The following is a 24,029-nucleotide window of genomic DNA, read 5'->3' as shown; positions in this document are numbered from 1 at the left end:
GTGGCCCGGCGGACCGGACCACGGCCCCCGAATAGGTGACTTAGCCTTCGAGGAGTTCCGTCACGAGGGCGGCGATGGGCGAGCGTTCGGAGCGGGTCAGGGTGACGTGGCCGAAGAGGGGGTGTCCTTTCAGGGTTTCGACGACGGCGGCGATTCCGTCGTGGCGCCCAACGCGGAGGTTGTCGCGCTGGGCGACGTCGTGGGTCAGGACGATCTTGGAGTTCTGGCCGATCCGGCTCATGACGGTGAGCAGGACGTTCTTTTCGAGGGACTGGGCTTCGTCGACTATCACGAAGGCGTCGTGCAGGGAGCGTCCGCGGATGTGGGTGAGGGGCATGACCTCGAGCATGCCGCGGTCCATCACTTCCTCTACCACCTCCTGGCTGACCAGGGCGCCGAGGGTGTCGAAGACCGCCTGGGCCCAGGGGTTCATTTTCTCGGACTCGGAACCGGGCAGGTAGCCGAGTTCCTGGCCGCCGACGGCGTAGAGGGGGCGGAAGACGATCACCTTGCGGTGCTCGCGGCGTTCCAGTACCGCTTCGAGGCCGGCGCACAGCGCTAGCGCAGACTTGCCGGTGCCGGCCCGGCCGCCGATGGACACAATGCCGACGGCGGGATCCATCAGCATATCGATGGCAAGGCGCTGCTCGGCTGACCGGCCGTGGAGGCCGAAGACGTCGCGGTCGCCTTTGACCAGGCGCACCTGCTTGTCCGGTCCTACCCGGCCGAGGGCGGAACCACGGTTGGAAAGCAGGACCAGGCCGGTGTTGACCGGCATTTCCGCTGCAGCGGGAATAAAGACGGGCTCGTGGCCGTAGAGGGTGGAGATTTCCTGTTCGTTGGCTTCCACTTCGGCGACGCCGGTCCAGCCGGAGTCTTTCACCAGCTCGTTGCGGTACTCGTCCGCGGTGAGTCCCATGGCTGAGGCTTTGACGCGCATCGGCAGGTCCTTGGACACCACCGTGACGTCCTTGCCTTCATTGGAGAGGTTCTTGGCCACTGCGAGGATGCGGCTGTCATTGTCCCCGCTGCGGAAGCCCAGCGGCAGCACCTCGGACGATATGTGGTTCAGCTCCACCATGAGCGTGCCGCCGTCGTCACCGATGGGAACTGGCTGGTTGAGGCCGCCGTGTTTGACCCGGAGGTCGTCCAGGAGCCGAAGGGCCTTGCGTGCGAAGTAGCCGAGCTCGGGATCGTGCCGCTTGCCTTCGAGCTCGGTGATGACCACCACCGGAACAATGACCTCATGTTCGGCGAAGCGAAGCAGGGCGCGCGGGTCGGACAGCAGGACGGACGTGTCGATCACGAACGTGTGGATGAGGGATTCCCTTCCGGAGACGGCAAAACCGGCCGCAGCATCCGTTGCTGCGCCGGTCTGTGTAGTGGCTCGCGTGGCGCGAGAGGTAGCTTTCCCTCCCTGGTCGAAAAGGACCTCGGGCAGTTGTTCAGAAGTAGCCACATCGACTCCAGCCCCGGGGCAAGCCCGGATTTTTTAATGGTGAGGCGGCTCGGCCACGAGGCCGGGTCCGGCCTCCCATACAACCGGTGCGATGTTCCGCTCCATGTATTGGCCTCCCCGATCAGCCGGCGGTTTGCCTGCTGATGGATATAACGTAAATCCACGCCAGGTAATTTCCGCAACCATTACGCGGCGATTCCTGTTGCTGAGCGGTGAACTCGTGATGAACCGGGAGTGTCAGGTGCCGAAGCGCCGCTGCCTGCCGGCGTAGTCGCGGAGGGCCCGCAGGAAGTCCACCTTGCGGAAGGCAGGCCATAGGGCTTCGCAGAAGTAGAACTCGCTGTAGGCGCTCTGCCACATCAGGAACCCGGAAAGCCTCTGCTCGCCGGAGGTCCGGATGACCAGGTCCGGATCGGGCTGTCCGCGGGTGTAGAGGAAGCGGGAAATGTCGTCGACGCAGAGGTCGTCAGCAAGCTGCGAGATGTCGGTGCCCTTGGCCACAGCGTCATGGAGGAGCTCGCGGACGGCGTCCACGATTTCCCGCCGCCCGCCGTAGCCTACGGCCACGTTGACGTGGATCTTCTCGCGGACGGGCGTCCGCGCGGTCAGCTTGTTAAGCCGCTCGGCGAGGTAGTCCGGCAGCAGTTCGGGCGCCCCCATGGCGTGGACCGAGATGTTGGCGTCTTCGTCCAGCCGGTCCAGCGTGTTGGCGATGATGCCCATGAGGAGGTCCAGCTCTTCGCTGGAGCGGTTCATGTTGTCCGTGGACAGCATGTACAGCGTGACCACCTTGACGCCTAGCTCCTGGCACCAGCCCAGGAACTCGTGGATCTTGTCCGCCCCGGCCTGGTGGCCCTGGCTGGTGGGGGCATTGAACTGCTTTGCCCACCGCCTGTTGCCGTCCACCATGACCCCAATGTGGCGGGGAATGCGGTCGCGGGCCAGGTCCCTGAGGAGCCGTCGCTCGTAGAAGCCGTAAAGGAACCCCGGCAACTCCACGCGTCCACTCACCTGACTTCCGTGCTGTACGTACTTGCACATCCTAGGCTACCGCCCGTGGCCCGGCAGGCAGGCAGGACGGGCCGCTGCGGCAGCTCCGCCGTCGTACTACTCGCCAGTAACCTACTGGAGCGTAGGTTATTCTTGAACGATGAACAGCGAATCCTCCGAGGCCCCGCGCTCGCCGCAGCCGAAGGGCGGAAACGGTGCTGAAGGCAGCCCCAACAGCGCCCTCGACGAGGCCGCGGTCCGGCTGGCAGAACTCCTGATGATCAAGCCGAAGTGGCGCGGCTGGATCCACGCCGTCACTGCGCCGCTGGCCCTGGCCGCAGGTGTCATGCTGGTAGTCCTTGCCCCCACCGCGGACCGCAAGATCACGTCGGCCATCTATGCGGCCACCGGCGTCCTGCTGTTCGGCGTTAGCGCTGTCTACCACCGCGGCAACTGGTCCCCGGCCGTAAAGATGGTCCTGAAACGGCTGGACCACACCAACATCATGCTCGTCATCGCCGGCAGCTATACCCCTTTGGCGTGGACCCTCCTGGAGCGGCCCCAGGCCGTCCTCCTGCTATGGGTCATTTGGTCCGGGGCCATCCTCGGCGTGCTGTTCCGGCTGCTGTGGACAGACGCGCCCCGCTGGCTCTATGTCCCGATCTACATTGCACTGGGCTGCGGTTCACTGTTCTATCTTCCGCAGTTCTTCCAGTCCAGCGCTCCGGCTGCCGCGCTGATTTGCGTCGGCGGCGTCCTGTACATCGCCGGGGCCGTGTTCTACGCCCTGAAAAAACCGAACTTCAGCTACTACCATTTCGGCTTCCACGAACTGTTCCATGCTTTCACGGTCCTCGCCTTCTCCGCCCACTTCATTGCGATAGCCATGGCGGTCCTTAACTGACGGCAGGGCCAGCCGCCAACCGGGGGCTGACCCTGCGGAGTCGTGCAGGACCGAGCAGCTTGCGTGCCTAGTCGTGCGGCCGGGCCTTGCCGGGGGCGATGCCGTTACCGTCGCCGTCGGGGCGGTTGGCAGTGGAATCAAGTCCGTCCTGGGCATCGGCTGCCTCAACATCCGCGGCTGCAGCGGCCGCCAGGCGGTCCTCCTCCACCTGTGCCCGGTAGCGGACGCGGCGGATGCGCCGCACCATGTCCACGATGAGCAGGGCGGTTGCCACCACGAAGAAGGCGGTCATGATGAAGCCCAGGAGTCCCGGCGTTACCTGATCCTCAGAGATTCCTTCCCGCAGGGTGGGAGAGGGCAGCGGTGTGGGTGTGGTGGCCAGGCTGAGGAGCAGACGATGCACGTTATTACCTTCTGTGGAGCGGGTGGCAGCAGGCAGCGGACGGCGCGGACGAGGGCCGGGCCTATCTTCTACACGGCATAGAAATTACCTGCCGCTACTATCTTAGCCCTGCGAACAGATCCTTCTCCGGGAGCTCCGAGGGAACCCTGGAACGGATGAGGGAGTAATCCTCCCAGGGCCACGCGCGCCGCTGCATCTCCGCCGAGACGGCGAAGAAGAACCCCAGCGGATCCACCTGTGTCCGGTGCGCGCGGAGGGCGTCGTCGCGCACCTCGAAGAAGTCGCCGCAATCCACCTGAGTGGTGGTCGGATGGGGAGCCGGCGGCGGGGTGTGCCCCTCGGCGTCGGACTCCAACCAGGCGGCAAGCCGCTCGGCATACGGGGACTGCAGTCCGGCTTCCTCGAGCGCGAAGTGCAGCGCCCGGAAACGCTCCGGGCTGAAGGCCCTGTCGTAGTAAAGCTTGCTGGGTTCCCACGGTTCCCCCGCGTCGGGATACCGCTCGGGGTCGCCAGCCGCGTCGAAGGCTTCGACCGCCACACGGTGGGCCATGATGTGGTCCGGGTGAGGGTACCCGCCGTTCTCGTCGTAGCTGAGGATGACATGCGGCTTGAACGAGCGCACCAGCCGCACCAGGGGCGCCGCTGCCCGGTGAAGGGGCAGGGTGGCAAAGGCACCGGCAGGCAGCGGCGGCAACGGGTCCCCCTCAGGGAGCCCGGAGTCTACGAACCCCAGCCATCTTTGCCGGATGCTTAGGATCCTGGCGGCGCGCTCCATCTCCAGGCGCCTGGCTCCTGCCATGTCCCGCTTGGGGTGCGCTTCGCCTTCCACGGCCGGGTTCTGGATGTCCCCGCGGGAACCGTCCGTGCACGTGGCCACCATGACATCCACGCCGGAGGCGGCATACTTGGCCATCGTCGCAGCGCCCTTGCTGGATTCGTCATCCGGGTGGGCATGGACTGCGAGCAGCCGTAGCGGTGCCGGGGAGTTGCTGGACGCTGTCATGGAGGGACGGCTCCTCATTATCTTTGGTTGTGGTTGTTGCAACGGAAAGCAGGGCGCTGACGCCGGGATGGGGCAGAACCGGCGCCGGCGGAAAGGGCACTAAACTGGTCGGGTGACTTCCCCGGACCAGCCGGCCCAATCCGCGCCCGCAGACACTAGCCTAGCCAATCGCTATGGTGCTAAAAAGCACAGGCTTACACCTGCCATCAAGCGCACCATCGCCGCAGTGGCGCTCGCCGGCGGGATCGGCTTCCTGGCGTGGGTTTCAACGTCCAATTCCCTCTCGGACATCTCGTTCAAGGACATTGGATACAGCACCCCCGATGCCACTTTGGCCGAGGTGGACTTCCAGGTGACCCGGGAGCCGGGAACAGCCGTCAAGTGCGCCGTCAAGGCGCTTGACTCCAAGTACGCGGTGGTTGGCTGGAAAGTGGTGGACATTCCCTCCGCCGCCCGGGAAGGGACGGCCGACGGCGGCAGGACCGTTTTTCAGCGCGTGACCGTCCGCACGGAGTCGCTCTCCGTATCCGGCGTTGTAGACAACTGCTGGGCAGCGGATGGAACAGGCCGACAGATGTGACGTGCGCCGCTCCCTTGTTGGGATAAGTCCACAGGATTGATTACAATGGAGCAATACCTTCACCCCGCTGAGCTGGTTGCTGTTCCACAAGTGGCCACTGTGGCGGGGTCTTTTGCATGTAGGACCATTAGAGGAGAAGTCCGTGTCTACCACCAACAGCGCAGCTGCAGCCTGGCTTACCCAGGAAGCTTTTGACCGCCTGAAGGCAGAGCTGGACCACCTTTCCGGCCCTGGCCGGGCGGAAATTGTCCAGAAAATTGATGCAGCCCGGCAAGAGGGGGACCTGAAGGAGAACGGCGGCTACCACGCTGCCAAGGAGGAGCAGGGCAAGATCGAGGCCCGCATCCGCCAGCTCACGGTCCTGCTCCGCGATGCCCACGTGGGCGAGGCCCCGGCCGACGACGGAATCGTTGAGCCCGGCATGATCGTCGTGGCAAGGATTGCTGGGGACGAAGAGACCTTCCTGCTCGGTTCCCGCGAAATTGCCGGGGATTCCGATCTCGACGTCTTCAGCGAAAAATCGCCCCTGGGTGCAGCCATCCTCGGCCACAAGGAAGGCGAGACCCTGAGCTACCTGGCCCCGAACGGCAAGGACATCAAGGTGGAGATTCTTTCCGCCAAGCCGTACGCGGCGTAGGTCCTGACAGCAAAAGCGCCGGCACCCCTGCAGGGGTGCCGGCGCTTTTGCATCTGCGCGGGGGTTACGGATCAGCCGGCGCGGCCCATACGCGGCCGCAGCAGCAGCGCCGCCGCCACTCCCCCGGCGGCACCGCCCAGGTGCGCCTGCCAGGAGACGAAACCCGCCGCGATGGGCAGGATCCCGAACAGGATACTCCCGTAGCCCATGAAAAGGACTACGGCCAGGAGGATCTGGCGCCAGCTGCGGTTGAAAAAGCCTCGGACCAGGAGGAACGAGAACAACCCGAAAACGAGGCCCGACGACCCCACGGTGATGCCGCCGTCGCCGATCAGCCATACCAGGAGGCCGGAACCCAGCCAGCTGAAGGCCAGGGCCGTCAGGAACACGCGAAGGCCTGAGAGGAAAACCAGGAAGCCGAAGATGATCAGCGGCAGGCTGTTGGAGAGCAGGTGGTTCAGGTTCGCGTGCAGGAGGGGGAACGTGAAGATATCGAGCAGCCCGTCCGCGCTCCGGGGCCGAAGCCCGAACGTCCTGTTGAGCGATCGGAGCATCACCATGTTGAACAGCTCGATGACAAAGAGCAGGACCACAAAAGCGCCCAGGACCAGCAGGCCACCCTTGGCCCTGGCGGCAACGGTCTGGCGCTGCCTGATGCCCCCGTCTCCCGTCAGCCCTTCCATGGCACCTCCTAGTGCACGACGATCGGCTGGAAGCCTTCGGCACGGAGAGCACTGAGGACCTGCGCCCCGTGCTCATGGCCCTTGGTTTCCAGGTTCACTGTGATGGAGACGTCTCCCATGCTGATGGAGCCGCCCACCCGGGTGTGGTCCAAGCCTGTCACGTTGGCATCATTCTCCGCGATGATCCGTGCAATGGTGGCCAGCGAACCCGGCCTGTCATCCAGCATCATCCGGACAGTCATGTAGCGTCCCGCCGCCGACAGGCCGCGCTGGATCACCTTGAGCATCAGCATGGGGTCGATATTTCCGCCCGAGAGGACCACGGCCGTGGTTCCCGGATTTTCGATTTTGCCGTCCATCAGCGCTGCCACACCCACGGCCCCGGCAGGCTCCACCACCATTTTGGCCCGTTCCAGCAGGAAAATCAGCGCGCGGGCCAGTGAGTCTTCGCTGACTGTGACAACGTCGTCCACCAGCTCGCGGATGATGCTGAAGGGCAGCTGGCCGGGACGGCCCACTGCGATGCCGTCCGCCATGGTCGACACCTTTTTGAGGGGTACCAGCGCGTCAGCTGCGAGCGACGGCGGGTAGGCGGCTGCATTTTCCGCCTGCACTCCGATGATCCGTATCTCCCGGCCCAGCTCCCTTGCCCGGGCTTTGATGGCGACGGCGACACCCGCAAGGAGCCCGCCCCCGCCAACGCCCATCAGGATGGTGTCCACGTTGGGCACCTGTTCCAGGATTTCCAGGCCCAGCGTGCCCTGGCCGGCAACGACGTCCACGTTGTCGAAGGGGTGGACGAAAACAGTGCCCGTCTCGTTGCTGTACCGCTGGGCTTCCGCGAGCGCCTCGTCAACGTTGTGCCCGTGCAGGATCACCTCAGCGCCATGGCTGCGGGTGGCAGCGAGCTTGGGCAGCGCCACGCCCAGTGGCATGTAGATGCGGGCCTTGATGCCCAGGCTCTTGGCGGCTACGGCTACGCCCTGGGCGTGGTTGCCGGCAGACGCAGCCACGACCCCGCGCTTTTTCTCGTTCGGGGACAGGCGTGCCATGCGCACGTAGGCTCCGCGGACCTTGAACGACCCTGCCCGCTGCAGGTTTTCGCACTTGAAGTAGACGTCGCCGCCCACCATTCTTCCCAGTGCCCGGGACGATTCAACTGGAGTCCGCGCAATAATCCCGTCAAGCAGCTTCTGCGCCTCCAGGACATCGTCCAGTGTGACGGGAAGGGTTTCAAGGATGTTCACGGACTATTCTCCTCTGGGTTCGTCCCGGAGCCCGGCTTGGGGAAGCTGCGGACATCGGGATCTTCTGCTGTGGTGCCGGCTGCGGCGTCCCGGCCGTGGCGGCGCACCACCGGCGGTTCAACGTCCTTGATGGTGTTGTCCTCCGGGGCACCGGCCGCCAGCGGCGTTACCGGCACCTGTTCATGTTCCCACGTTCTGGCGGCAATGTAGCGTATGGCCGAATTTGCGACGGCAAGGATGGGCACCGAGAACAGCGCCCCGGGGATGCCGGCCAGGTAGGACCCGGCCGCCACGGACAGGATTACCGCCACCGGGTGCAGTGCCACTGCCTTGCCCATGACCAGGGGCTGGAGGATGTGGCTTTCCAACTGCTGGACGAGCAGGACGATGCCAAGCATGATGAGGGCGTTGATGGGACCGTTGGCCACCAGCGCCAGAAGGACCGCAATGGCGCCGGTCACCAGGGCGCCAACAATCGGAATGAATGAACCGATAAAAACGAGGACGCTGAGCGGAAGCGCCAGCGGAACGCCGATGATGGCCGCGCCCACGCCGATGCCCACGGCGTCGACGAACGCAACAAACATCTGGATGCGTGCATAGCTCACCATGGATGCCCAGCCCCTGCGGCCGGCCCCAAAGGTTGCCGCCCTGGCCTTCTTGGGGAGCAGCCGCACCAGGAACGCCCAGATCCTGTCGCCTTCCAAGAGGAAGAAGATGAGGACAAAGAGCGCAAGAATGAGGCCCGCAGCAAAATGACCTGCAGTGCTGCCGAAGGAAAGGGCACCGCTGAGGATGCTGCTGCTGTTGTCCTGCAGCGCCGTACTTGCTTCCTGCAGGTACTTGTCAATCTGGTCGGCGGTCAGGTGAAGAGGCCCTTCGGACAGCCAGTCCTGTATCTGCCTTATCCCGGTCAGCGCTTCGGACCAGAGTTCCCCGAAACCGGCGATGAGCTGCCTGCCCACCAGTGCCAGTGCTCCACCAATCAAGCCCAGGAAGCCCAGCACCGTGATGGCCACGGCCAGGCCTGCGGGCACCCGGTCGCGTTTGAGCCAGCCCACCACAGGGTTCAGGAGTCCGGCCAGCAGAGCGGCCACCATGACGGGAATAATGAGGAAGCTGATCCCTCTCAGCAGCCAAACCAGGGCCCCGCCCACAAGGAGGATGAGTCCAAGCCGCCACGCCCAGGACGCGGCGATGCGCACTCCATAGGGAATGTCCTCGTCCAGTTCACGGTCCGTACGAATCCGCAACGGCGGGGCAGCGGCGGATTGCTGCGGCACTGCGGCCGGGCTGGTGGGCGGAACTGAGTCCCCGGTTGGCGTCATAGCCTAATACTTGCGCAGCCGTCCCCTAATGGGAAACTGCTATCCAGCCGTACCGGGGCTGTAGTCGATCCCCCACTCGATGGTGAAGGATTCGCCGGGCGCCAGCCAGCGGAGGCCGTCGCCGGAGTTGAAGGCGTTTGCGGGGCCGGTCATCGGTTCCACTGCGACGGCCCGGCTGCGGCCGGGGTACTTGGTGCTCACGAAGACGTGGACATATTCGCATGCTGCGTCCTGCCAGAGGCTGACGCTCCGCCCGTCAGCGGCGCTCAGGGTATGACGGGCTTTGCCGGCCTCGCGCTTCAGACCGGTGAGCGCGACGTCCACGCTAAGGTCCGCGATGTGCCGGCCTTCGCGGAAGTCGGTATCCCCCTCCACAGGTGCCGCCCCGCGGGGGATGCGCCGTTCATCGGCCAGCAGCTGGGTGTCCGCGGCAACCGTAAGCACCAGGTCTTCGATTGGCGCGTCGCCCAGGCGAAGGTACGGGTGGGCGCCCAGGACGAACGGGGCCGGGGCCTTGGCGTGGCTGGTGAGGGTCTGGCGGACCACCAGGCCCAGGTGGTCCGCGAGAAGGTACTGGACACGGTGCCGAACCAGGAACGGGTAGCCGTGCTGCGGAAAGATGGTGGCCTCCAGCGAGACTGAGTGCTGCGACTCGTCAACCAAGGCGTACGCGGTGTTGCGGAGCAGCCCGTGGCTGGCGTTGTTCAGGGAAACCTCGGTGATGTCCAGCTGCTGTTTTTCGCCATCCAGGAACCACCTGCCGTCCTCCACCCGGTTGGCCCAGGGGGCCAGCGTAATTCCGGCGGCGCCGGGCGGGATCTGGTCATCACCATACGTCTCCGTCAGGAGTACACCTCCCCTGCTGAAGGAGCGCAGGCCGGCCGCCAGCTCGGTGACCACGGCCTGCGCGTCGCCGCGCCGCAGCTCGTACTGCCGGCCTGTTGCGTAAGCCTGGGTGCTTGAACGGGCAGGAGGCTCGGGGCGGAAAGACGATGTCATGGGCATACGGTACCCCGTCCCCATGCCGGTCACTGACAACCGATGTTGTATTTTGTTGTTAACTATTCTTTTTTGATCGGATATGCGAAACTTTTTCTATGATAGGGATCACCAGCACCAAACTCTCCGACGGCCGGGAGCTGATCTATTTCGATGACGCCGGCACCACGGCTTCCCGTGAAGCGGAGCTAACCGGGGACCACCGCAGCCTTCCCCCGAGGGGGGAGCCCGGAGAAGTGCGGTTCGATGCCCTGACGGACGAGTGGGTGGCAGTCGCGGCTCACCGCCAGACCCGCACCCATCTCCCGCCCGCAGACCAGTGCCCCATCTGCCCCACCACCGGCAGCAACCCCTCCGAAATACCGGCTGCGGACTACGACGTTGTTGTTTTCGAGAACCGCTTCCCGTCCCTGGGGCCGTCCCTGGGCCCCCTTCCGGAACAAGCGGCATGGGGCACCAAGGGTCCGGCGTATGGACGCTGCGAGGTCGTGTCCTTCACTCCGGAGCACACCGGGTCCTTCAGCGGACTCAGCCAGGTGCGCTCCCGTACCGTCATTGAGGCATGGGCACAACGGACCGCTGCCCTCAGCGCCCTCCCCGGGATCCGGCAGGTATTTCCCTTCGAGAACCGCGGGGCGGATATCGGCGTCACCCTGCACCACCCGCACGGACAGATCTATGCCTACCCCTACCTCACGCCCCGTGCTGCCGTGATGGGCGCCGCAGCACGGAAGTTCTACGACGAACAGGACGGCCGGGAGACACTGACGGGTTCCCTGCTGCGTGCTGAGCGGGAGGACGGCAGCAGGATGGTTGTGGAGGGTGAGAACTTCAGCGCATACGTCCCATTCGCTGCCCGGTGGCCGCTGGAGATCCACCTGGTCCCGCACCGCCGCGTACCGGACCTGGCGGCTTTGAGCGGCGAAGAGAAGGACGAACTGGCACATGTCTACCTCGATCTGCTCAAGCGGGTGGATGCCCTCTATCCAACCCCCACCCCGTACATCTCCGCCTGGCACCAGGCCCCGCTGGACCCGGTGCTGCGACCTGCCAGCTACCTCCACCTCCAGCTGACATCGCCCCGGCGGGCTGCCGATAAGCTGAAATACCTTGCCGGGTCAGAGGCGGCCATGGGTGCGTTCATCAACGACACCACCCCGGAAAGCGTGGCTGAACGCCTGCGTACGGTCTCCATTCCGGCGTCCGCAACATCCCCGGCCGTCCTGGCCGGCCTGCCCGAAGGAGCCTCCGCGTGAACGCCGCACCCGATCCCGCCGCCGCGTCAGCTCCTCCGGCACCCGGCGACCTCGCCGCGAGGTTCACCCGGGAGTTCGGGGGCGATCCGGCGGGCATCTGGCAGGCGCCGGGCCGTGTGAACCTCATCGGCGAACACACTGACTACAACGAAGGCTTTGTCCTGCCCTTCGCCATCGACCGGACGGCCCGCGTGGCGGTACGCGTCCGGACGGATTCCACGGTCCGGACGCTCTCCACGTACGGCGACCAGGGCGTCGTTACCACCCGGCTTGAGTCCCTGAAGCCGGGGTCGGCCAAAGGCTGGACGAAGTATCCCCTCGGCGTCATGTGGGCCCTGCGCCAGCGCGGCATCGACGTTCCGGGCGTGGACCTGCTGCTGGATTCCAACGTCCCCCTCGGCGCCGGCCTCTCGTCGTCGCACGCCATCGAATGCGCCGTCATCACCGCACTGAACGAACTGACGGGGGCAGGGCTGGAAGCCCAGGACATGGTTCTGGCCACGCAGCGCGCGGAAAACGACTTCGTGGGAGCCCCCACCGGCATTATGGACCAGTCCGCCTCGCTGCGGGGCTCGCACGGCCACGCCGTGTTCCTGGACTGCCGGGACCAGAATGCCAGCCTGGTTCCTTTCGAGATCGAACCGGCAGGCCTGGTGCTGCTGGTGGTCGATACCAAGGTTTCGCACTCGCATGCGGACGGCGGTTACGCCTCCCGGCGCGCCTCATGCGAGCTGGGCGCGGAGGTGCTGGGCGTGAAAGCCCTGCGCGACGTGCAGCTGGGCGACCTGGAGGAAGCCAGCGGCCTCCTGGACGAGGTGACTTTCCGGCGGGTCCGGCACGTGGTCACCGAGAATGACCGGGTACTGCAGACCGTTGAACTCCTCGCGGACCGGGGACCGGCGGCTATCGGGCATTTGCTGGACGCGAGCCACCTGTCCATGCGGGATGACTTCGAGATCTCCTGTCCGGAACTGGACCTCGCGGTGGAAAGCTCGCGGGCCAGCGGCGCCATCGGTGCGCGGATGACCGGGGGCGGTTTCGGCGGCGCAGCGATCGCACTGACAGCCGCCGCCGACGAACAGAAGGTGCGCCACGCCGTCGTACGCGCTTTTGCCGAGGCAAAATTTACCGCCCCGGACATTTTCACCGTGTCACCGGCTGCAGGCGCCATGCGCATCGCCTGAACAGCAGAGCCCACAGGGCACAGACAAGCGAAGGCCCCACCACAGGGTGGGGCCTTCGCTGCTGTGCACGGACGACGGCGGCGCCGCCTTCGCGGTTATTCGTCTCCGCGCAGGATGGCCAGCAGGCGGATGATCTCCACGTACAGCCAGACCAGGGTGACGGTCAGACCGAAAGCGGCTGTCCAGGAGAAGCGCTGCGGGGCGCCGCTGCGGACACCGGCCTCGATGCTGGTGAAGTCCATGATGAGTGAGAAAGCGGCCAGGCCGATGGCCAGCAAGCCGATCAAGACGCCCAGCGGGATGCCGAAGATTTCGACGCTGGTGCGCAGGCCAAAGGGCTCCTGGACGGCTCCGGTCCACATCATCACCAGGTTGATGACGGAAAACAGGGCGTAGCCGATGATCGCGATCATGAAGAACCGCATGGCCTTGGGGGTCGCGCGGACCTTACCGCTCTTGAACAGCACCAGGGTCACTGCAAAGACGGAGAGGGTACCGATGACCGCCTGCAAGCCGACACCGGGGAACTGCGCATCAAGGATCCGCGTCAGGCCGCCGAGGAAGAGGCCTTCCAGTCCGGCGTAAGCAAGGATGAGGGCCGGTGAAGGCTGCTTCTTGAAGGTGTTGACCAGTGCCAGGACGAAACCGCCGAGGGCGCCGACAATCATCAGCAGCCCTGCGAGGCCCATGCTGACGAACATGGTGACGGCGGCACCGGCAACCACGACGCCAAGGCAGGCAGCCGTTTTGACGATGACGTCGTCGAATGTCATGCGGCCGGTGTCAGCGGGGCCGGCTGCAGGCTGGTTGTACATTTCCTGCAGCTGGTCGTTGGTCATGGGCTGCTGGGCGTTCCAGCCCTGCTGGCCGTAGGAGGCCTGGCCGTACGGCTGCTGGCCATAAGGAGCCTGGCCATAGGGAGCCTGCGGGACAGGCGGTGCCTGGGTGGCTCCACGGAAGCTTCTTCCGTTGAAGATCGGGTTGCCGCCAAGTGCCATTGCGGGATTCCTCCATTTATGGGATGTGATGTGAACCTTATGGTTTACGCTATCAATTTTCACGTCGCTGCACCGCTAAAAGTTCCCTGCGGCCGCGGGTGCAACCCAACCGTGACGTGCTGAAGCCGCACTGGGGTCCGGTCGGCGGAGTCCGGCAGGCTCCGAGCACGCCGGGGAGCACCATGGCTCAACAAAGGTTTCCTCGGGCTCTCCCGCCGTTTCCGGCCCACGATACGGTGCAGTTGTTACCTGATCGCTATGCTGACGCCGCTCATCAGGGCATTTATAGGTTCTCCCGGGCTGTAGCATAAGCCAAGCAGGGTGACGGAACTCACATGCGTGACGGGTGCAGGGCGTTATGGCATCATCCCAGCCCTGCATCCGTTCGCAGCGGCTGTAAAGGCGCAGCCGAGACCGCCCCCAAGTGGAGGTTTTCAATTTGAGAAGTACATCCCCAGGCCTGCCGGCCGGAGGACGCCGCGGGTTGCTAAGACTGTTGGGAGTCATCAGCGCATCCATCCTGGCAATCCTCCTCGTGGCCGCCCCGGCATCCCAGGCCGCTTCCCCCTCACCGACACCATCCCCGTCGAACCAAACCTTCCAGAACAACATCAGCGGATTCCTCCGCGACGATACCCGTGCACCACTGGCGGACGTGACCATCACCGCCACGCGCGGCGACTTCACCGGCACCGCCAAGTCGTCCGCCAACGGGTCCTGGAGTATCGGGGTACCCGAGCAGGGCACCTACACAGTGGAGCTGGACGAATCGACCCTGCCTGAGGGCATCACCCTGGCCGAGGGCCAGGAAAACCCGCGCGAGGTCACCTTTAGCCAGACCTCGAACCTCTCGGTGATCTTTGCCTTCGGCAAGGGCATTGTGGTGCAGGAACAGGACTTCGGACAAAACCTGCTCAACCGCCTCGTGGCCGGGTTGAGTTTTGGGCTGCTCCTGGCATTGGCGTCCGTCGGACTCTCGCTCATTTTCGGTACCACGGGTCTGACAAACTTCGCCCATGGCGAGATGGTGACGCTCGGCGCCGTGCTGGTGTTTGCGTTCAACGCCGCCGGACTGCCTTTCTGGCTGGCGCTCATCCTGTCCCTGCTCGGCGGTGCTTTGTTCGGTTATGCCCAGGACAGGGGCCTGTGGCGCCCGTTGCGGCGGCGCGGGACGAGCCTGGTGCCCATGATGATCGTCAGCATCGGACTTGCCCTTGCCGTCCGGTATGTCATCCAGTTCTTCTTTGGCGGCGCCACCCAGCAACTGCCGTTCGCCCAGAGCCCCGAGATCCAGCTCGGCCCGGTATCCATCTCGCCCAACAACCTCTGGTCCCTGGGCATCAGCGCGGTAGTGATTGCCCTAATCGGCATTGTGCTGCTGAAAACCAGGCTGGGCAAAGCCACGCGTGCAGTGGCGGACAACCCCGCCCTCGCCGCGGCATCGGGTATCGACGTCGACGGTGTGATCAGGCTGGTCTGGATCACCGGCGGAATGCTGGCGTCCCTCGGCGGCATTCTCTGGGCCTACTACCGTCCGGGCGTAACGTTCGACATGGGCTCCGCCATCCTGCTGCTGATCTTCGCCGGCGTAACCCTCGGCGGCCTCGGCACTGTCTTCGGCGCACTGATCGGTTCCATCATCGTCGGCATCTTTGTGGAGCTGACCACAGTGTTCGGCCTCGCCGCCGACCTCAAATACGTGGGAGCCCTGTTCATCATGATCGTTGTCCTCTTGTTCCGGCCGCAGGGAATCCTGGGCCGGCGCGAGCGCGTGGGTTAGGAGCCAAGCCATGGACTTTGGATTCATTCTTGCCAGCGCCGCGGCCGAGATTTTCAGCCCGACGACGGCCGCCTACGCCTTGGCCGCACTCGGCCTCGCCGTACATTTCGGTTACTCAGGGCTGCTCAACTTCGGCCAGGCCGGCTTTATGGCTGTGGGCGCCTATGGCTTCGCCATCTCCACCCTCAGCTTCGGCGTCCCGTTCTTTGTGGGGCTGCTGATCGCGGTCATTGCCTCAGCCATTTTTGCTCTGCTGCTCGGCATCCCCACCCTGCGGCTCCGCGCCGACTATCTCGCCATCGTCACCATTGCGGCGGCCGAAATCGTTCGGTACATCGTCACCACCAACCAGCTCACCTCGGTCACCGGATCGGCCAACGGCCTGGCGGCCTTCGAAGGCGGGTTCTACTCCATGAACCCGTTCCCTGCTCTCAACGCGGCAGGGGAAGAAATTTCCTACTTCGGCATGAACAACCGCGACTTCTTTATCCGCGTGGTGGGATGGGCGCTGGTGGTACTCTGCTGCACGCTCGTGTGGCTGCTCATGCGCAGCCCCTGGGGCCGTGTGCTCAAAGGCATCCGCGAAGACGAAAACGCCGTACGCTCGCTGGGCAAGAACGTGTACGCCTACAAGATGCAAGCCCTGATCATCGGCGGCGTGCTGGGGGCACTCGCCGGCATGGTCTTTACCCTCCCCCGCGGAGCGGTACAGCCGGCAAACTACGGAACGGAACTCACGTTCTTCCTCTACACCTGCCTCCTGCTCGGCGGCATGGCCACGGTCCTGGGGCCGGTCATCGGCGCGATGATTTTCTGGGTGGTCCTCTCCCTGACGCAGGGGATCCTCTATGGCCTGATCGAATCAGGTGCCGTCACCTGGCTTAACACGGTCCAGGCCGGGCAGCTGCGCTACATCCTGGTTGGCGTCGCCCTTATGCTGCTGATGATTTTCAGGCCGCAGGGCGTCTTTGGAAACAAGAAGGAGCTGGCGTTCGCATGAGCAAGCACAGCGAAGGACCCACCACCACGCAGACCGGGGAACCGGACTACATGACGGACACCCGTCCCATAGCTGCCGGCGAAGGGGGCCCGGGCTGCAAGAAACGGGACCCTATCGTCGTGGCCGAAAACGTCACCCGGAGCTTCGGTGGCATTAATGCGGTGGACGTCGAGTACCTGGAAATCCCCCGCCACAAGATCACTGCACTCATCGGGCCCAACGGAGCCGGAAAAACCACCCTCTTCAACCTGCTGACCGGTTTTGACACGCCCAACAGCGGCAAGTGGCAGTTCGAAGGCCAGAGCCTGGCCGGGGTGTCCCCCTACAAGGTCGCGCGGATGGGAATGGTGCGCACATTCCAGCTCACCAAGGTCATGGGCAAGCTCACCGTAATGGAGAACATGCGCCTCGGCGCCTCAAACCAGCCCGGTGAAAGCCTCGCCAAGGCCCTGTTCAAGGGCATCTGGGGCGGCAGGGAAAAGCAGATTACGGCCGAAGCCGATGTCCTGCTGGAGAAGTTCAAGCTCGACGCCAAAAAAGACGACTACGCGGCCTCCCTCTCGGGCGGCCAGCGCAAGCTCCTTGAGATGGCCCGTGCCCTCATGGTCCGGCCCAAGCTGGTGATGCTTGATGAGCCCATGGCAGGCGTCAACCCCGCGTTGACGCAGTCCCTGCTGGACCACATCAAGAACCTCAAAGCCGAAGGCATGACGGTCCTCTTTGTCGAACACGACATGCACATGGTCCGGCACATCGCGGACTGGGTAGTGGTCATGGCTGAGGGCAAGGTGGTTGCGGAAGGTCCTCCCGGTGAGGTGATGAAAAACCCTGCCGTCATCGACGCCTACCTGGGCGCCCATCACGATGTCGACCTTGGAGACTCCGAAGGTATCAAGGAGCTAGCAGCAGAACTTGTGGCTGACGAGGAATCGATCGTTGGAACAGAGAACGCCGGCATCATCGCCGCCGATGTCGTGGCAGTTGAGGGCAACGAACCCGCCCGCGGCCGCCACGGAAGCACGGAGACCGGCAGCACAGAGAAGGGCACCCAATGAGCAGCACCAGCACGGCACCCGCCGCACAGCCGGTCAGCGACAGCGACTCGGTGGTTAAGGTCACCGACCTTGTGGCCGGTTACCTTCCAGGGGTCAACATCCTGAACGGCTGCAGCATCGAGGCCCGCAGGGGTGAACTGATCGGAATCATCGGGCCTAACGGAGCTGGCAAGTCCACGCTGCTGAAAGCCATGTTCGGCCTCGTGAAAGTTCACTCCGGAACCGTTGTTGTCCGCGGACAGGACATCACAGGGCTGAAAGCGAACAAGCTGGTGACCCGGGGCGTAGGTTTCGTCCCGCAGACCAACAACGTCTTCGCCACCCTGACCATCGAGGAAAACCTGCAGATGGGGATGTTCCAGCGGCCCAAGGACTTCGCCGAGCGGTTTGACTTCGTCACCGGCCTTTTTCCTGAACTCGGCAAGCGCCGGGCGCAGCGTGCCGGCTCGCTCTCCGGCGGTGAGCGCCAGATGGTGGCCATGGGCAGGGCACTGATGATGGATCCGGCTGTGCTGTTGCTCGACGAGCCGTCCGCGGGCCTCTCCCCCGTCAAGCAGGACGAAACCTTCCTGCGCGTCCATGAGATCAACCGGGCCGGCGTCTCTGTGATTATGGTGGAACAGAATGCCCGGCGCTGCCTCCAGATTTGCGACCGCGGCTACGTCCTGGACCAGGGCAGGGATGCCTACACCGGAACCGGACGCGAACTAATGAAGGACCCCAAGGTCATTCAGCTGTATCTCGGCACGCTGGCAGATACCGTGGAGTAGAGCAAACGGCACCAAAAAAGCCCCTGTCCCGTTGGACAGGGGCTTTTTGGTGTGTCGGGAGTGCCGACTACAGCTTGCCGAACTCCGACTGGAGGGGCTTGAGCTTGTTGTCGTTGGTGTACTCGTAGATGCCGATGTAAGCCTCGGTCGGGTCACCGGCGTCGGAGAACGTTATAGGGCCGGACTGGCCGTCGTAGTCGATGTCCTTGCCCTCGCGCAGCAGGGTTACGCAGGAGGGGAAGCTGGTGCATTTCTCACCGGACTCCGAGACTCCCTTGAGCTGCTTTGCGATCTCAGGGCCGCTGGTGCTGCCGGCAGCTTCAGCCGCCAGTGCGATCAGGTTCACAGCATCGTAGGATTCGCCGCCGTAGGTGAAGTCCTTCAGCGCCGGATCGATTTCCAGAAGCTTCTTTGTGAAGGCCTCATTGGCGAAGGTACCCGGGAAGGTGCCGTGGGCTCCCAGCATGGTGCCGGGCTGGAAGTCCTTGCTGTAATCCGAGGTGTTGCCGTCAACCAGGAACATCTGGGTGGACTTTACACCCTTGCCGGTCATCAGCGGGATGATGCTCTTGGCCTGGTCGAAAGTGATCAGGGCGATTGCATCCGGCTTGGCTGCGATGACTTTGTCCACCTGGCTGCTGAACTGGGTGTCGCCCTCGTTGAAGAGCTCCTCCGCTACGACCTTGCCACCGGCTGATTCGAAAGCGGCCTTGATGTTGGTCGCCAGCCCTGTGCCATAGGCGTCATTCAGGACGATCATGCCGACCGTTTGGGCGCCGCAGGTGGCCATGTAGTTACCCAGGACCTTGCCCTGGAGGACATCAGAGGGCGCTGTGCGCCAGTACAGGCCCTTGTCGTCCCACGTGGTGAAGTCCGGCGAGGTGTTGGCGGGCGAGAACTGCAGCACATTGGCGCCCGTGATCTGGTTGATGACCGTCTTGGATACGCCGGAGGAGGCAGCACCGATAATGGCGTTGACGCCCTGGCCGAGCAAAGCGGACGTGGACTGGGTTGCAATGTCCGTCTTGGTGTCGCCCGAATCCCGGTGAACGACCTCGATGGGCTTGCCCAGGACGCCGCCAGCGTCATTGACTTCCTTCACGCCAAGGTTAACACCGGCAATTTCCGGCGGGCCCAAGTAAGACAGCGAACCCGTGGTGGGCAGCAGCGAACCGAGCTTAAGGGGTGTTTCGGTTGCACCCTTGGACGGTGGGACCGCGCCGCCCGCGCCAGTCGCCTGGGCTGTGCTTCCGCCCGTAGAACCGGGGGCAGGGCATGCAATTCCTGCCGCTGATCCGGTGGCGGTTTCGGTTGCCGTGGGTGTGGACGAACCGCCGCAAGCCGTTGCCATAAAGGCCACGCCGATGCCAAGCGCTGTCAGCTTGGCAACGCGGGTTCCCGCGTGGGGGATTAAAGTCATTTACGAGCTCCTCGATCTAAAGGTGCGAACGGCCTTTGACACGAAAAACCAGGTGTTCCTGATTTAGCTTCAAGCTAGTGCATATCCCGGGCGAAGATAAGTGAGTGAGGTCACATCCTTATAACAGTCGTTGCATATGTGGAATTAAACGGGGGAAGCCGCCCGTAGGATGCGGACGGCTTCCTGCCACGGGCCCTGCGGCCTCCGGCTTCTTCTTGTACCCCAGGTGGGACTCGAACCCACAACACGCGGATTTTAAGTCCGATGCCTCTGCCAATTGGGCTACTGGGGCGCCGGGACAATCGTATCCCGTCAGGCGAGCGAGAACGGTGCGGCGTACCGGAACGTCCCGTGGATACCACCTGGCCAGAGGGCGAGCGGCAGGAGCTGGAAGTAGTCTCCCCACTCCGGCTCCGGTGGTTGAACACCGAGGGTGGACGCCGGGACAAAACCAAACCTGGAGTAATAGTCGGGGCTGCCCAGCAGCGCTATTCCGCGCTCCCCTGCTGCGTTGGCCCTGTCGATGGTTTCCTTCATGAGCGCCGACCCGATGCCGTGCCGCTGCAGCCGGGGGGTAACGCCAATCGGGCCAAGCCCCAGGAGGCCCTGATCACCCACCCACCCGCGGGTGCTGATGGAGTGGCCAACAATGTCCCCGTCCAGAACTGCCACCACGCTGAAGTCCGGAATGTACTCTTTAGCCTCAAACAATCCGCGAAGCACTTTCACTTCCACAGGCTCCCCTTCTGCCGGAAGTCCCGTCGCTGGAGATACGGCGAAGGCGTCAGCGGTCAGGGCCAGGATGGCAGCCCGGTCCGCCGGGGTCTCGCTGCGCAACTGCAGCTTAGGCCGGTGCACGTCCCGGCTGCGGTCAGCAAGTTCAGCAAGGACCTCAAGGGCCCGTGGAGCATCCGCGACCGGCACCAGCAGGTGGTCGTGGTGGAAACCTGCAAGGACATTGCAGCTGATCCGGGCTTCCGCCAATGTCCTGCTGACGGCAGCGGTAAGTCCAACCGCTTCGAGGTCCGAGTGGATCTGCAGCGTGATCCACGTTCCGACGAAGTCGTAGGACAGCCCCTGCCTGTCCGCCTCAAGGCGCGGCAGCACCACGGTCAGGCCTTCGGCCTCCCGTACCGCTGCCTCAATGCCGGCGGCAAGCGGCCGTCCATGAGGCCAGAGGACATAGACGTACTCGCCGCTGCGCTGCACGGGGTGCAGCCCGGCCAGCAGGGCCTGCAGGTTATTTTCGCCGTTCATGAGCCCAGTCTAGGAGGCAGTCTTCACCGGCAGGGGCAGGGGCAGCCTGTACGTCCTGGATGCGGCCGCGTGGGTGGGCTATCCCGTTCGAGGGGCCGCCGACGCAAAAACGGCGACTGCCCCTCGAAAGGGACAGCCGCCGTCGGGCACTGCGTGTCTACTTGGCCTGGGCCGTCACGGATTCCTTGGCCTGCACCGCTGTCGAGCCGGCCCCGCCGGCGGCGGGCGCGGCAGGCGCAGCCGGTGCGGGAGCGGCGGCCGGTTTGGGAGCCGGGGTGGCGGCAGCCACGAAGGCACCGCGCGGGTTGTCCAGGTCCATCAGCTGGGTGGTGTCGCGGCCGGCGAAGAAGCTGATGATCCAGTTGAAGATCACCCGGAACTTGCGCTCGAACGTGGGCATGGCGAGGCCGTGGTAACCGCGGTGGGCCAGCCAGGCCAGTCCGCCCTTGAGTCCGATGCTGCCAACCAGGTTGATGTTGGCGACGCCCTTCCACTCCCCGAAGCCTGCCACTGCGCCGAGGTTCTTGTGCTTGTAGTCCTTCAGCTGCTTCTCCCAGCGCGAGGCCCACAGGTTCTTGGCAAGGCGCTTGGCCTGGCGGAGGGCGTGCTGCGCGTTGGGCACGCAGGTTCCGTCCGGCAGGCCCTTGCCGGTGAGGTCGGGTACGGCCGCGATGTCGCCGGCGGCCCAGGCGTTGTCCACGATTCCTTCATCGCCGCCAACGCGCAGGTCCGGGAGGACGCGGACGCGGCCGCGGGGCTCGAGCGGGAAGTCAGTGGAGCGGACCATGGGGTTGGCCTGCACGCCGGCCGTCCACACGAGGGTGTCCGCTACGAATTCCTGGGCAGGGGTCTTGTCCGGGAGGTTGATGAGCTTGAGGGTGCCTTCGGCGCTGTCCAGCGAGGTGTTCAGCAGGACCTCGATGCCGCGGCTGCGCAGGTGTTCCACGACCCACTCGGCCTGCTTCGCAGTGACCTCGGGCATGATGCGGCCCATGGCTTCCACCAGGACGAAGCGGACTTCCTCCTGCTTGATCCGCGGGTTGTTCCGCACTGCGGCGCGGGCAAGGTCCTCCATCTCGGTGATGCACTCGATGCCCGCGAAGCCGCCGCCGACCACCACAAAGGTGAGGGCCTTGGCGCGGGCAGCCGGATCGGTCATGGTGGAGGCAACCTCAATGCGATCCAGGACCTTGTTACGCAGCGCAACGGCTTCCTCGATGGTCTTCAGGCCGATGCCCTTATCCGCTAGGCCCTTGATGGGGAAAGTGCGGGTGATGGCACCTGCCGCCAGGACAACGTCGAAGTAGGGAATTTCGAAGTGTTCGCCGCCGTCCGCGGGAGCCACAACGGCGGTGCGGTTGGCGTGGTCTATCGAGGTGACTCGGCCCTGGATCAGTTCGGTCTGCTTGAGGTGCTTGCGGTGGGACACCACCGCGTGGCGGGCCTCGATGTTGCCGCCCGCTACCTCGGGAAGGAACGGCTGGTAAGTCATGTAGGGCAGTGGATCCACGAGGGTGACGATGCCACCGGCGTTCGCGATCTTCTTCTGCAGTTTGAGTGCTACGTACAGGCCGACGTACCCGCCGCCGACGACGAGTACCCTGGGACGGTCCTGGAGCTCTGGGGTGGTTGCCATAGTTTAAGGATAGCGTACTTTGTGAAAATCTTCACTAACTGCTGCGAGGGCTTGGAGCGTCAGGATTTCCGCCCTGAATCCACCCTTTCCACGGCCCCTGTTTCTGGCTCCTCCGCAGTGAGGGCCGGATCCTTGGCTGCCCTTCTCAACTGGATTGCCGCTGCTGCGATGATGGCTGCGAACAGCAGGGCGAAACCGATGACGACGGCGGCGCCTACGGCGGTGTCCCGCTGGGACGGCGGTTCCGCTGCGGGAACGGTCGGCTCGGGAAGCGCCGGCGCCGCAACGGGTGCCTCGGCGGTGGGCACCGGGGTGGGGGTGGCCAGGTTGCCGCGCCGGTGGACCCTGATCCATTCGGCGATGGTCCCCAGCGGGTTGCTCTTCGCTTCGGGAACGTCATCCTTCAGCGCCGCTTCCGCGTTGAGGATCCCGTAGCCGTAGAGGGGGTCCTTGCCGGGGGCGCCGGCGTCCTTGGCGGTGGAGATGATGCGGTTGATGACCTGCTTGGCGCTCATGGAGGGCCATTTGGAGCGGATCAGGGCTGCCACGCCGGCAACAATGGGCGTGGAGCCGGAGGTCCCGGCCCATTCGGCGTATCCCCCGCCCGGGACGCCGCCCAGCAGGTTCTGGGCCGGTGCCGCCACGCCGATGCTGATGCCCTGCGAGGACGCGTCGACGCTGGCCGTTCCGGTACGGTCCAGGCCGGCGACGGTGAGGACGCCCGGAATGGTGGCCGGGGCGCCAACCTGCGTGTTCCCGCCGATCCGGTTGCCGGCCGCGGCCACGATGACCACGTCCTTCTGTTCGGCGTAGAGGAAGGCGGCATCCCAGCTTTGCGGCCACTGGGGGGTGGTGCTGCCCAGTGAAATGTTGATGACTTTGGCGCCGTTGTCCACTGCCCACCTGACGGCTTCGGGGATCTGGTCCTGGTCACTTTTGCCGGAGGGGTTGGGTGAGCCAAGCCAGGTGGACACCGCAAGGATCTGCGCCTCCGGGGCCACACCCATGATCCCGTCCGGAGCCTGCGCGGCAGCGCCGGGGGCGGGCGTGGGCGTTGCACGGGCGGGCTGGTGTCCGCGTCCGGCAAGCATGGTGGCAACCAGGGTGCCATGTTCGGGCTTCGACCCGACGCTCTTCTGGCCGTTGGGCTGGCCGGAGCCTGAAGCGTCGTAGCCGCCTGCCACCGCGCCCTTCAGGTCAGGGTGCTGGGCGTCCACGCCGCTGTCGATGACGGCGACCTTGACGCCGGCACCCTTGGACACTTCCCAGGCCTTGGTGATGCCTGAATCTGCCAGCCAGTACTGTTTGTCGCGCCACTCGTCCGCGTGTGCTGCAGGAGCAGTAACAAGGCCGGCACAAAGACAGCAGGCGGCCAGGACCAGGGCAAGTGCCGCGGCCCCTGTCCTGTGCAGCACGGGTTCGGTGGAGAATCGCATCCTG

The 24,029-nt window shown here is 64.7% G+C and carries 22 protein-coding genes and 1 tRNA gene; 9 read left to right on the top strand and 14 right to left on the bottom strand.

Features of this window, described 5'->3' with window-relative positions; all coding sequences use genetic code 11:
• Positions 1-40 precede the first annotated feature (40 nt).
• Both phoH2 and AC5RUU_RS03115 read right to left on the bottom strand, forming a co-directional pair.
• Positions 41-1,459 carry an RNA 5'-3' helicase PhoH2 gene (gene phoH2 / locus AC5RUU_RS03120; protein ID WP_493973754.1) on the bottom strand — a complete coding sequence of 473 codons (1,419 nt, stop codon included), beginning with the start codon at positions 1,457-1,459 and terminating at the stop codon, positions 41-43.
• 237 nt (positions 1,460-1,696) lie between these two features.
• Positions 1,697-2,458 carry an isoprenyl transferase gene (locus tag AC5RUU_RS03115; RefSeq protein ID WP_493974014.1) on the bottom strand — a complete coding sequence of 254 codons (762 nt, stop codon included), beginning with the start codon at positions 2,456-2,458 and terminating at the stop codon, positions 1,697-1,699.
• Positions 2,459-2,609: 151 nt separating this feature from the next.
• Here AC5RUU_RS03115 and trhA point away from each other — a divergent pair, with 151 nt between their 5' ends.
• Positions 2,610-3,353 carry a PAQR family membrane homeostasis protein TrhA gene (gene trhA, locus AC5RUU_RS03110; protein WP_493973753.1) on the top strand — a complete coding sequence of 248 codons (744 nt, stop codon included), beginning with the start codon at positions 2,610-2,612 and terminating at the stop codon, positions 3,351-3,353.
• Positions 3,354-3,420: 67 nt separating this feature from the next.
• Here the strand turns inward: trhA and AC5RUU_RS03105 are convergent, their stop codons facing one another.
• Together AC5RUU_RS03105 and mca are read right to left on the bottom strand one after the other, a co-directional pair.
• Positions 3,421-3,756: a hypothetical protein gene (locus AC5RUU_RS03105; RefSeq protein WP_493973752.1), complete on the bottom strand. Its 336-nt coding sequence runs from the start codon at positions 3,754-3,756 to the stop codon at positions 3,421-3,423.
• Between the two features lie 97 nt (positions 3,757-3,853).
• Positions 3,854-4,759 (bottom strand): mycothiol conjugate amidase Mca, encoded by a 906-nt coding sequence (gene mca / locus AC5RUU_RS03100; RefSeq protein ID WP_493973751.1) that lies wholly within the window; start codon positions 4,757-4,759, stop codon positions 3,854-3,856.
• A gap of 205 nt (positions 4,760-4,964) precedes the next feature.
• Here mca and AC5RUU_RS03095 point away from each other — a divergent pair, with 205 nt between their 5' ends.
• Both AC5RUU_RS03095 and greA read left to right on the top strand, forming a co-directional pair.
• Positions 4,965-5,339, top strand: a complete 375-nt coding sequence (locus tag AC5RUU_RS03095; RefSeq protein WP_493974013.1) for a DUF4307 domain-containing protein — start codon at positions 4,965-4,967, stop codon at positions 5,337-5,339.
• Positions 5,340-5,481: 142 nt separating this feature from the next.
• Positions 5,482-5,976, top strand: a complete 495-nt coding sequence (gene greA / locus AC5RUU_RS03090) for a transcription elongation factor GreA (protein WP_493973750.1) — start codon at positions 5,482-5,484, stop codon at positions 5,974-5,976.
• Positions 5,977-6,047: 71 nt separating this feature from the next.
• Here greA and AC5RUU_RS03085 read toward each other — a convergent pair whose 3' ends face one another.
• From AC5RUU_RS03085 to AC5RUU_RS03070, 4 genes are read right to left on the bottom strand one after another with little or no spacing between them, the layout of a single operon-like run.
• On the bottom strand, positions 6,048-6,659 hold the full coding sequence (locus AC5RUU_RS03085) for a rhomboid family intramembrane serine protease (protein WP_493973749.1): 612 nt from the start codon (positions 6,657-6,659) through the stop codon (positions 6,048-6,050).
• 8 nt (positions 6,660-6,667) lie between these two features.
• The gene (ilvA, locus tag AC5RUU_RS03080; RefSeq protein WP_493973748.1) at positions 6,668-7,906 is read right to left on the bottom strand and encodes a threonine ammonia-lyase; all 1,239 of its coding nucleotides are present in this window, start codon (positions 7,904-7,906) and stop codon (positions 6,668-6,670) included.
• Complete coding sequence (locus tag AC5RUU_RS03075) at positions 7,903-9,234, bottom strand: AI-2E family transporter (protein ID WP_493973747.1); 1,332 nt, start codon at positions 9,232-9,234, stop codon at positions 7,903-7,905. Before AC5RUU_RS03075 ends, ilvA begins: the two co-directional genes overlap by 4 nt.
• Before the next feature lie 39 nt (positions 9,235-9,273).
• Entirely contained in the window at positions 9,274-10,233 is a 960-nt protein-coding gene (locus AC5RUU_RS03070) for an aldose 1-epimerase family protein (RefSeq protein WP_493973746.1), read from the bottom strand.
• 98 nt (positions 10,234-10,331) lie between these two features.
• Here AC5RUU_RS03070 and galT point away from each other — a divergent pair, with 98 nt between their 5' ends.
• Both galT and galK read left to right on the top strand, forming a co-directional pair.
• A complete protein-coding gene (galT, locus tag AC5RUU_RS03065) occupies positions 10,332-11,489 on the top strand; it encodes a galactose-1-phosphate uridylyltransferase (protein WP_493973745.1) in 1,158 nt (385 codons plus the stop codon).
• The gene (gene galK / locus AC5RUU_RS03060) at positions 11,486-12,673 is read left to right on the top strand and encodes a galactokinase (RefSeq protein ID WP_493973744.1); all 1,188 of its coding nucleotides are present in this window, start codon (positions 11,486-11,488) and stop codon (positions 12,671-12,673) included. Before galT ends, galK begins: the two co-directional genes overlap by 4 nt.
• A 95-nt stretch (positions 12,674-12,768) precedes the next feature.
• Here galK and AC5RUU_RS03055 read toward each other — a convergent pair whose 3' ends face one another.
• Positions 12,769-13,671, bottom strand: a complete 903-nt coding sequence (locus AC5RUU_RS03055; protein WP_493973743.1) for a Bax inhibitor-1/YccA family protein — start codon at positions 13,669-13,671, stop codon at positions 12,769-12,771.
• Positions 13,672-14,167: 496 nt separating this feature from the next.
• Here AC5RUU_RS03055 and AC5RUU_RS03050 point away from each other — a divergent pair, with 496 nt between their 5' ends.
• From AC5RUU_RS03050 to AC5RUU_RS03035, 4 genes are read left to right on the top strand one after another with little or no spacing between them, the layout of a single operon-like run.
• A complete protein-coding gene (locus AC5RUU_RS03050; protein ID WP_493973742.1) occupies positions 14,168-15,451 on the top strand; it encodes a branched-chain amino acid ABC transporter permease in 1,284 nt (427 codons plus the stop codon).
• Between the two features lie 10 nt (positions 15,452-15,461).
• Positions 15,462-16,451, top strand: coding sequence for a branched-chain amino acid ABC transporter permease (locus AC5RUU_RS03045; protein ID WP_493973741.1), 990 nt, complete (start codon positions 15,462-15,464; stop codon positions 16,449-16,451).
• Positions 16,448-17,506, top strand: a complete 1,059-nt coding sequence (locus tag AC5RUU_RS03040) for an ABC transporter ATP-binding protein (RefSeq protein ID WP_493973740.1) — start codon at positions 16,448-16,450, stop codon at positions 17,504-17,506. Before AC5RUU_RS03045 ends, AC5RUU_RS03040 begins: the two co-directional genes overlap by 4 nt.
• Positions 17,503-18,276: an ABC transporter ATP-binding protein gene (locus tag AC5RUU_RS03035; protein WP_493973739.1), complete on the top strand. Its 774-nt coding sequence runs from the start codon at positions 17,503-17,505 to the stop codon at positions 18,274-18,276. Before AC5RUU_RS03040 ends, AC5RUU_RS03035 begins: the two co-directional genes overlap by 4 nt.
• Before the next feature lie 67 nt (positions 18,277-18,343).
• Here the strand turns inward: AC5RUU_RS03035 and AC5RUU_RS03030 are convergent, their stop codons facing one another.
• The 5 genes from AC5RUU_RS03030 to AC5RUU_RS03010 all read right to left on the bottom strand — a co-directional run bounded on the left by AC5RUU_RS03030 (position 18,344) and on the right by AC5RUU_RS03010 (position 24,025).
• On the bottom strand, positions 18,344-19,696 hold the full coding sequence (locus AC5RUU_RS03030; RefSeq protein WP_493973738.1) for an ABC transporter substrate-binding protein: 1,353 nt from the start codon (positions 19,694-19,696) through the stop codon (positions 18,344-18,346).
• 218 nt (positions 19,697-19,914) lie between these two features.
• Positions 19,915-19,988 (bottom strand) — tRNA-Leu (locus AC5RUU_RS03025).
• A 20-nt stretch (positions 19,989-20,008) separates the two neighbouring features.
• Positions 20,009-20,953, bottom strand: a complete 945-nt coding sequence (locus AC5RUU_RS03020; protein ID WP_493973737.1) for an N-acetyltransferase — start codon at positions 20,951-20,953, stop codon at positions 20,009-20,011.
• A 157-nt stretch (positions 20,954-21,110) separates the two neighbouring features.
• Positions 21,111-22,589: an NAD(P)/FAD-dependent oxidoreductase gene (locus AC5RUU_RS03015; protein WP_493973736.1), complete on the bottom strand. Its 1,479-nt coding sequence runs from the start codon at positions 22,587-22,589 to the stop codon at positions 21,111-21,113.
• A gap of 59 nt (positions 22,590-22,648) precedes the next feature.
• Complete coding sequence (locus AC5RUU_RS03010) at positions 22,649-24,025, bottom strand: S8 family serine peptidase (RefSeq protein WP_493973735.1); 1,377 nt, start codon at positions 24,023-24,025, stop codon at positions 22,649-22,651.
• Between the last annotated feature and the right edge of the window lie 4 nt (positions 24,026-24,029).

The organism is Arthrobacter sp. K4-10C (genome assembly GCF_059090085.1).
Note: the sequence above shows the minus strand (reverse complement) of the source record. Positions and strands in the feature narration are given on the sequence as shown.

What these genes read in the sequence shown, in the direction of transcription:
- trhA (WP_493973753.1), top strand. Translation starts at nt 2,610, where the DNA reads ATGAACAGCGAATCCTCCGAGGCCCCGCGCTCGCCGCAGCCGAAGGGC.
- mca (WP_493973751.1), bottom strand. Translation starts at nt 4,759, where the DNA reads ATGACAGCGTCCAGCAACTCCCCGGCACCGCTACGGCTGCTCGCAGTC.
- AC5RUU_RS03085 (WP_493973749.1), bottom strand. Translation starts at nt 6,659, where the DNA reads ATGGAAGGGCTGACGGGAGACGGGGGCATCAGGCAGCGCCAGACCGTT.
- AC5RUU_RS03075 (WP_493973747.1), bottom strand. Translation starts at nt 9,234, where the DNA reads ATGACGCCAACCGGGGACTCAGTTCCGCCCACCAGCCCGGCCGCAGTG.
- AC5RUU_RS03070 (WP_493973746.1), bottom strand. Translation starts at nt 10,233, where the DNA reads ATGACATCGTCTTTCCGCCCCGAGCCTCCTGCCCGTTCAAGCACCCAG.
- galT (WP_493973745.1), top strand. Translation starts at nt 10,332, where the DNA reads ATGATAGGGATCACCAGCACCAAACTCTCCGACGGCCGGGAGCTGATC.
- AC5RUU_RS03055 (WP_493973743.1), bottom strand. Translation starts at nt 13,671, where the DNA reads ATGGCACTTGGCGGCAACCCGATCTTCAACGGAAGAAGCTTCCGTGGA.
- AC5RUU_RS03045 (WP_493973741.1), top strand. Translation starts at nt 15,462, where the DNA reads ATGGACTTTGGATTCATTCTTGCCAGCGCCGCGGCCGAGATTTTCAGC.
- AC5RUU_RS03040 (WP_493973740.1), top strand. Translation starts at nt 16,448, where the DNA reads ATGAGCAAGCACAGCGAAGGACCCACCACCACGCAGACCGGGGAACCG.
- AC5RUU_RS03035 (WP_493973739.1), top strand. Translation starts at nt 17,503, where the DNA reads ATGAGCAGCACCAGCACGGCACCCGCCGCACAGCCGGTCAGCGACAGC.
- AC5RUU_RS03030 (WP_493973738.1), bottom strand. Translation starts at nt 19,696, where the DNA reads ATGACTTTAATCCCCCACGCGGGAACCCGCGTTGCCAAGCTGACAGCG.
- AC5RUU_RS03020 (WP_493973737.1), bottom strand. Translation starts at nt 20,953, where the DNA reads ATGAACGGCGAAAATAACCTGCAGGCCCTGCTGGCCGGGCTGCACCCC.
- AC5RUU_RS03015 (WP_493973736.1), bottom strand. Translation starts at nt 22,589, where the DNA reads ATGGCAACCACCCCAGAGCTCCAGGACCGTCCCAGGGTACTCGTCGTC.
- AC5RUU_RS03010 (WP_493973735.1), bottom strand. Translation starts at nt 24,025, where the DNA reads ATGCGATTCTCCACCGAACCCGTGCTGCACAGGACAGGGGCCGCGGCA.